Below are 6,983 nucleotides of genomic sequence, written 5' to 3'. Positions count from 1 at the left end.
GCCACCCGGTCAGATCGACCAGCTCGTCCAAGATCCGGGTCTTGCCCGCCCGGTCGGCGCCCCGGTAGGCCAGGGCCTTCATCTTCGTGACGGCCTTGCGTTGGCCCATCGTCAGCTCCATCCGTGATGGTGCTCACGCGGAGGTCCTCACCCGAGGCAACGACACACCTAACCGGAGGTTTCTACCCGAGGCAACGACCCCGCACAAGCGGAGGTTTCTGATGAGTCAACTCGCCCAGTCAGCGCCCGGATCCATGGTGTGGCACAATGTGTGACGCATTCGGCCCGGGTGGCGGAATGGTATACGCGGACGGCTCAAACCCGTCTGGCCGAAAGGCCTTAGGGGTTCGACTCCCCTCCCGGGCACAACGACGAAGGGGAGCCCCGCAGGGCTCCCCTTCTCGGCTTCAGCCGGCAGACTCAGTTGGTCTCGCCGAGCTCCTTGACCTTGTGGACGCGCAGGTTGTTCGTCTTGCCCGGGATGCCCATGGGCGAGCCCGACACGATGACGATGCGCTCGCCGACCTCGATCATGCCGCGGTCACGCAGGTGCCGGTCGACGGCCTCGACGACCTCTTCCTGGTCCGTGAACTCAGGCGTGATCTGGGTGTCGACACCCCACGACAGGGTCATGGTCTGACGCGTGGCCTTCTCGGGCGAGAACACCAGCATCGGGATCGGGGACCGCAGACGCGACAGACGCCGGCCGGTGTCGCCCGACTTCGTGAACGCGACCAGGTAGCGGGCGCCGATGCGCTCGGCGACCTCGGCCGCGGCCTTGGCCAGGATGCCGCCGGTGGTGTGCGGGTCCCAGTCGATGATGTGGATCTCGGCGTGGCCCTCGCGCTCGGTCTTCTCGACGATGCGCGCCATGGTCGACACCGTCTCGACCGGGTAGTCGCCGACCGACGTCTCGCCGGACAGCATGACCGCGTCGGCGCCGTCGAGGATGGCGTTGGCGACGTCGGAGGCCTCGGCGCGCGTCGGGCGCGGGTTCGAGATCATCGACTCGAGCATCTGCGTGGCGACGATGACCGGCTTGGCCCACTTACGGGCGGCGCGGATGATGCGCTTCTGAACCAGCGGCACCTCCTCGAGCGGGAGCTCGACGCCCAGGTCACCGCGGGCGACCATGAACGCGTCGAACGCGTCGATGATGTCCTGCAGGTTGGCGATCGCCTGCGGCTTCTCGAGCTTGGCGATGACGGGGACGTGGCGCCCCTCCTCGTCCATGATCTCGTGGACGCGCTTGATGTCGTCGCCCGAGCGGACGAACGAGAGGGCGACCATGTCGACGTCCTGGTGCAGAGCCCAGCGCAGGTCGCGCTCGTCCTTGTCGCTCAGGGCCGGGACGGACACGGCGACGCCGGGCAGGTTGATGCCCTTGTTGTTCGACACGGGACCGGCGACGGTGACCTCGCACACGACGTCGGTGTCGGTCACCTCGACGGCCTTGAGGCCGACCTTGCCGTCGTCGATGAGGATCTGGTCACCGACGTTGACGTCACCCGGGAGACCCTTGTAGGTGGTCGAGCACCGCTCGGGCGTGCCGAGGATGTCATCGGTGGTGATGGTGAACCGGGCGCCGTTCTCGAGGAAGACCTTCTGGTCGTTCTCGAATCGGCCCAGGCGGATCTTGGGGCCCTGGAGGTCGGCGAACACGCCGACGGTCTTGCCGGTGGCTTCGGAGGCAGCGCGGACGTTCCGCAGGCGGTTGCCGTGCTCCTCGTAGTCGCCATGGCTCATATTGAGGCGGGCGACGTTCATGCCCGCGTTCAGCAGCTCGATGAGGCGGTCAACGGTCTCGGCCGATGGGCCGAGGGTACAGACGATCTTAGCTCTACGCACGGAGCAAACCCTACCTGAACGGCCCCACCGGCGCAGCGGGGGGCGCCCGTAGGGCCGGCCGGGGTCAGCCGGCGCGCACCAGCTCGAGCGCGTGGGCCAGATCGTCGGGATACAGCGAGTCGAAGGTGACGTATTCCCCCGTCGTCGGATGCGTGAAGCCGAGCCGGACGGCGTGCAGCCACTGCCGCACCAGCCCGAGCCGCTGCGCCAGCACCGGGTCCGCCCCGTACAGCGGGTCCCCGACGCACGGGTGCCCGATCGCCGCCATGTGCACGCGGATCTGGTGCGTGCGACCCGTCTCGAGGTGCACCTCCAGCAGCGTGGCCGCGCGGTGCGCCTCGAGCGTCTCGTAGTGGGTCACCGAGTGGCGGCCCCCCTCGACGATCGCCATCTTCCAGTCCGACCCCGGATGCCTGGCGATAGGCGCCTCGATCGTGCCGGCGAACGGATCCGGGTGTCCCTGCACCAGCGCGTGGTACACCTTCTCGACCGTCCGGTCGCGGAACGCCTGCTTGAGCACGCTGTAGGCGATCTCCGACTTCGCCACCACCATGAGGCCGCTCGTGCCGACGTCGAGCCGCTGCACCACGCCCTGCCGCTCGGCGGCCCCCGACGTCGACACCGCGACACCGGCCGCCGCCAGGTGTTCGACGACTGACGGCCCCTCCCAGCCGAGGCTGGGGTGCGCCGCGACCCCCACGGGTTTGTCGACCACCACCAGGTGCGCGTCCTCGTGGACGATGCGCAGGCCGTCGGCCAGCCGCGGACTCACCCGCACCCCGGCGGGGGCCGCGTCGTCGACGATCTCGAGCAACTCTCCCCCGGCGACCCGCTGCGACCCCTTGGCGACGACGACGCCGCCGAGCAGGAGCCCGCCGGCCTCGATGAGGCTCTCGATGCGGGACCGGCTGTACCCGGACACGCGCGCGGCCGTGGCGTCGACGCGGTCCCCGGCGAGGCCGTCGGGGACAAGGAACACGCTCACGGGGCGTCCTCGGCGACCGGCTCCTTCGCGGCTACGGCCGCGCGCCGGTCGGAGACGAAGCCACCGACGATGATCATCGCGGCCGCGGCCGTGATGCAGACGTCGGCCACGTTGAAGATCGCCCCGAAGTACTGCAGCTGGAACATGTCGATGACGTGGCCGCGGAACGGCGACGGCGGCTGCGTGATGCGGTCCACCAGGTTGCCGGTGATGCCCGCGAGCAGCAGCCCGAGGGCCACCGCGTGCCACACCTGCGTGATCCGGGGCAGCGCCACCGCGAGACAGGCCACCGTGGCGATCACCGCGAACGCCGAGAACACGATCGTCGCCCCCGAGCCCATGCCGAAGGCGGCGCCGGGATTGCGAATGAGGGTGAGCTGCAGCAGCTGCCCGACGAGTTCGACGGTGCGCCCGGGCCGCAGGTAGGCGACGCTCGCCAGCTTGACCAGCTGGTCCACGCCGAGGCCGAGCAGCCCGATCCCGAGCGCGATCCGCCGAACCCCCCGGGTGCGGGCGGTCAGCGCCGTTCCTCGCGCTGCTTGCAGGTGACGCAGAGCGTGGCGCGCGGGAACACCTGGAGGCGGCCCTTGCCGATCGGGTTGCCGCAGATCTCGCAGAACCCGTACTCCCCGTTGTCGAACAGGTGGATGGCGAGCCTCAGCTGCTCGGCCATCTCCCGGACGTTCTGCGCCAGGGACAGTTCCTGGTCCCGCTCGAAGTTGATGCTGCCGACGTCAGCCGGGTCACGGCCCGCGCCGTCGGTGCCGCCGCGCAGCAGGGCGTCCAGCTCCGCCTCCGTGGCCGCGATGCGACGCTCGAGCCGCTCCAGTTCATCCTGGAGCTCGGCGCGCTGTTCCGCGACCTCTTCGTCCGTCCAGGGCTCCTCGCCGTCGAGGACCGGCAGGACCGGTTGGGGAGCGGACGACTGCTTCGACGTTGACATTTCTCGCTTCTCCTGTGCAGGGGTGTTCGGGAAGGGTACACCACCGCCCGAGCATGTCAACTGGCCGACACCACAGCGGGTGCCGGCCAGTTGATGGATGCTGTGACTACTGGTGATCCCCGCCGGCGAGGGCATCCAGCCGGGGGGTGTCGGACTCCCGACGCTGCGCCAGCTCGGGCACTTCCTGGGGCTCGGCGTGCGACGACTCGAGGGTGTCCATGAAGCGCCGCAGGACGCTGGACATGTTGTCCCGGAAGCTGGACTCGAACGCGCGGAGGTGGTCCACCTTGCCGGTCAGTTCGGCCTGCTCGCGCTCGAGGTCGGCGAACAGCTCGCGGCGGCGGTCCGCCGCCTGCTGATCGACGGCGGCAGCGCGAGACGAGGCCTCGCTGGTCATCTGCTCGGCGTTGACGCGCGCCTCGGACTCGATGCGCTCCGCCTTGGTACGGGCGTCGGTCTTGATCTCGTTGGCGCGCTGCTCGGCCTCGGCGAGCTTGCGCTCCGCCTCGGCCTGGGCCTCGTTGACGAGCGTCGTGGCCTGGTCCGTCGCCATCTGGAGCAGCCGGGTGACGGCCGGAGCGGCGTCCTCGCTGGCGCTGACGGTGAGGTGCTGGGTGCCGCCGCCGGAGGTGACGCGCTCGGTGCGGACGCGGTCGTACTCGCTGCGGACGTCCTCGAGCTGCGAGCGGAGCTGCTCGTTCTCGGCGGTGAGCTCACGCACGCGCTGCTCGGACGCGGCGAGCGCGGCGTTGGCGTCGCCGCCCTGGCTGAGTGCGGAGTTGAGCCGCTCTACCTCGGCCTTGAGGGAGGCGATCTCGTCGTCCTTGGCGCGCAGCGCCTCGCCGTTGCCGGCGTCGTCGCCCGCGGAAACCCCGACCTGCTGGACCGAGTCGAGCTCGCGGCGCATGCGCTCGCGCTCCTTCTCGAACTCGTCGAACGTCAGCTCCACCTTGTCGATGAAGGTGTCGACGTCACCGACCTGATAGCCGGTCTCGCCACGGCGCGACATCCGGAAGCGGACCTGGCGAACCTCATCCAGGGTCAGGCTCATAGTTGCTCCAATAATCGTCGAGTTCCGCCGGTCTTGCGGCCGGCCGGTTTCAGGCTAGCGTAGCGCCTCGCGCTGCGGCCAACAGCTACAGCGCGACTTGAAACTCCGGGTTCCGGGCCGTCAGAACGGGATCAGCCACACCATCGACTGCACGATCTGCAGCACGATGAACAGCACCAGGACGCTGAGGTCGAGATAGGCCCCGCCGATCCGGATGGGCTTGATGACCTTCTGCAGCGCCTTCACCGGCGGGTCGGTCACGGTGTAGATGAACTCCACGACCACCAGCACGACGCCGCGCGGCGTCCACCCGGGGGCGAACATCGGGATCCAGGAGAGGATGACTCGGCCGAGCAGCACCCAGATGTACAGCCCGATCAGCCACCAGAGCAGAGTCGCGACCACGGGCTCAGCTCTGGTTGAAGAAGCCGCCGGACGCGATGCGTTCCTTGTCCTCCGGCCCCACGACGAGGTTCTGCGGGCACAGGAGGAACACCTTGCTGGAAACGCGCTCGATGTTGCCCTTGAGGCCGAAGATGAGGCCCGCAGCGAAGTCCACGAGCCGCTTGTCCTCCCCGTCCTCCATGTCCGACAGGTTCATGATCACCGGGATGCCGTCGCGGAAGTTCTCCCCGATGACCCGGGCCTCGTTGTAGGAGCGCGGCCGCACGCTGATGATCCGGCTGAGGTCCGCCACCTCCTTCTGCGGCAGGGGCGTGACGGGCGTCGGCCGACGGGTCGGCAGGGGGGCCACCGGGTTCATCTCCTCGCGCTCCTCATACACCTCGAAGTCGTCGGTGAGGTCGTCGACGTCCTGGTGCTCATCATCGCGGTAGCGACCGTCCTCGACGAGACCCATCCACGCAGCAAGCTTCCGAACGCCCACGTTGCCTCCTTGATAGTGCTGAGTCGAGGCTAGCGCCCCGCGCGCCGCGCGAGCGCGGCGACGCACCGTGTGGCGACGATCACTTCATGAAGTCGGGGACGTCCAGATCATCGTCGTCGTCGACCACCGGCGCGCTGTGCTGCACCGGCTGCTGCGACGCCGAGCGCTGGCCGGGCATCGCCGCCGCCTGCGGGGCCGCGGGGTGCGACGGGGCGAACGTGGGCTGGGCGGTGGGCCGCGACGGCTGCGCGGGGCGCTGCTCGGCAGGCCTGGCCTGACGGCGCTGCGGCTGGCCGCCGTCGAACCCCGCCGCGATGACGGTGACGCGCACCTCGTCGCCCAGGGCGTCGTCGATGACGGTGCCGAAGATGATGTTGGCCTCGTCGTGCGCGGCCTCCTCGATCAGCTGCGCGGCGGCGGACACCTCGAACAGGCCGAGGTCAGAGCCGCCGGCGATCGAGAGCAGGACGCCGTGGGCGCCGTCGATGCTCGCCTCGAGCAGCGGCGACGAAATGGCCATCTCCGCGGCGGCGCGGGCGCGGTCCTCGCCGCGGGCCGAGCCGATGCCCATGAGGGCGGAGCCGGCCTGGCTCATGATCGACTTCACGTCGGCGAAGTCGAGGTTGATGAGGCCGGGGGTGGTGATGAGGTCCGTGATGCCGGACACGCCCTGCATGAGGACCTGGTCGGCCTGCTTGAACGCGTCGAGGATGGCGACCTGGTGGTCGGTCATCTGCAGCAGCTTGTCGTTGGGGATGACGATGAGGGTGTCGACCTCTTCCCGCAGCTGCTCGATGCCGGTCTCGGCCTGCGTGGAGCGGCGGCGCCCCTCGAACGAGAACGGGCGCGTCACGACGCCGATGGTCAGCGCGCCGAGCGAACGGGCGATCTTCGCGACGATGGGCGCGCCACCGGTGCCGGTGCCGCCGCCCTCGCCCGCGGTGACGAACACCATGTCGGCGCCCTTGAGCGCCTCCTCGATCTCGTCGGCGTGGTCCTCGGCGGCCTGACGGCCCTTCGACGGGTCGGCGCCGGCGCCGAGGCCGCGGGTGAGTTCGCGGCCGATATCGAGCTTGACGTCCGCGTCGCTCATGAGCAGGGCCTGCGCATCAGTGTTGACGGCGATGAACTCGACGCCGCGGAGCCCCGCCTCGATCATGCGGTTGACGGCGTTGACGCCGCCGCCGCCGACACCGACGACCTTGATCACCGCGAGGTAGTTCTGAGATGCGCTTGCCATGGTCCGAAGGTTATGGGAGCGCCGCGGCCA

The 6,983-nt window shown here is 69.5% G+C and carries 8 protein-coding genes and 1 tRNA gene; 1 reads left to right on the top strand and 8 read right to left on the bottom strand.

What is annotated here, in order from left to right:
* The first annotated feature begins 283 nt into the window (after nt 1-283).
* Nucleotides 284-366, top strand: a tRNA-Leu gene (locus ACFQPD_RS01365).
* A gap of 54 nt (nt 367-420) precedes the next feature.
* Here the strand turns inward: ACFQPD_RS01365 and pyk are convergent.
* From pyk to ftsZ, 8 genes are all read right to left on the bottom strand, one after another.
* The gene (pyk, locus tag ACFQPD_RS01360; RefSeq protein ID WP_068752482.1) at nt 421-1,848 is read right to left on the bottom strand and encodes a pyruvate kinase; all 1,428 of its coding nucleotides are present in this window, start codon (nt 1,846-1,848) and stop codon (nt 421-423) included.
* Between the two features lie 64 nt (nt 1,849-1,912).
* Nucleotides 1,913-2,833, bottom strand: a complete 921-nt coding sequence (locus ACFQPD_RS01355; protein WP_385897606.1) for an RluA family pseudouridine synthase — start codon at nt 2,831-2,833, stop codon at nt 1,913-1,915.
* Complete coding sequence (lspA, locus tag ACFQPD_RS01350; RefSeq protein ID WP_385897627.1) at nt 2,830-3,306, bottom strand: signal peptidase II; 477 nt, start codon at nt 3,304-3,306, stop codon at nt 2,830-2,832. The genes ACFQPD_RS01355 and lspA overlap by 4 nt, the downstream gene beginning before the upstream one ends.
* Before the next feature lie 44 nt (nt 3,307-3,350).
* Nucleotides 3,351-3,776 (bottom strand): TraR/DksA C4-type zinc finger protein, encoded by a 426-nt coding sequence (locus ACFQPD_RS01345; RefSeq protein ID WP_068752479.1) that lies wholly within the window; start codon nt 3,774-3,776, stop codon nt 3,351-3,353.
* A 106-nt stretch (nt 3,777-3,882) separates the two neighbouring features.
* Entirely contained in the window at nt 3,883-4,827 is a 945-nt protein-coding gene (locus ACFQPD_RS01340; RefSeq protein WP_385897603.1) for a DivIVA domain-containing protein, read from the bottom strand.
* Between the two features lie 120 nt (nt 4,828-4,947).
* Nucleotides 4,948-5,232: a YggT family protein gene (locus tag ACFQPD_RS01335; RefSeq protein ID WP_385897600.1), complete on the bottom strand. Its 285-nt coding sequence runs from the start codon at nt 5,230-5,232 to the stop codon at nt 4,948-4,950.
* A gap of 4 nt (nt 5,233-5,236) precedes the next feature.
* Nucleotides 5,237-5,713 (bottom strand): cell division protein SepF, encoded by a 477-nt coding sequence (locus tag ACFQPD_RS01330; protein WP_385897598.1) that lies wholly within the window; start codon nt 5,711-5,713, stop codon nt 5,237-5,239.
* A gap of 79 nt (nt 5,714-5,792) precedes the next feature.
* The gene (ftsZ, locus tag ACFQPD_RS01325) at nt 5,793-6,953 is read right to left on the bottom strand and encodes a cell division protein FtsZ (protein WP_385897596.1); all 1,161 of its coding nucleotides are present in this window, start codon (nt 6,951-6,953) and stop codon (nt 5,793-5,795) included.
* Between the last annotated feature and the right edge of the window lie 30 nt (nt 6,954-6,983).

This window comes from Tessaracoccus sp. O5.2, from assembly GCF_964266725.1.
Lineage (GTDB): Bacteria > Actinomycetota > Actinomycetes > Propionibacteriales > Propionibacteriaceae > Arachnia > Arachnia lapidicapta.
This window is presented reverse-complemented; position numbering and strand designations above follow the sequence as displayed.

What these genes read in the sequence shown, in the direction of transcription:
- ACFQPD_RS01345 (WP_068752479.1), bottom strand. Translation starts at nt 3,776, where the DNA reads ATGTCAACGTCGAAGCAGTCGTCCGCTCCCCAACCGGTCCTGCCGGTC.
- ACFQPD_RS01340 (WP_385897603.1), bottom strand. Translation starts at nt 4,827, where the DNA reads ATGAGCCTGACCCTGGATGAGGTTCGCCAGGTCCGCTTCCGGATGTCG.
- ftsZ (WP_385897596.1), bottom strand. Translation starts at nt 6,953, where the DNA reads ATGGCAAGCGCATCTCAGAACTACCTCGCGGTGATCAAGGTCGTCGGT.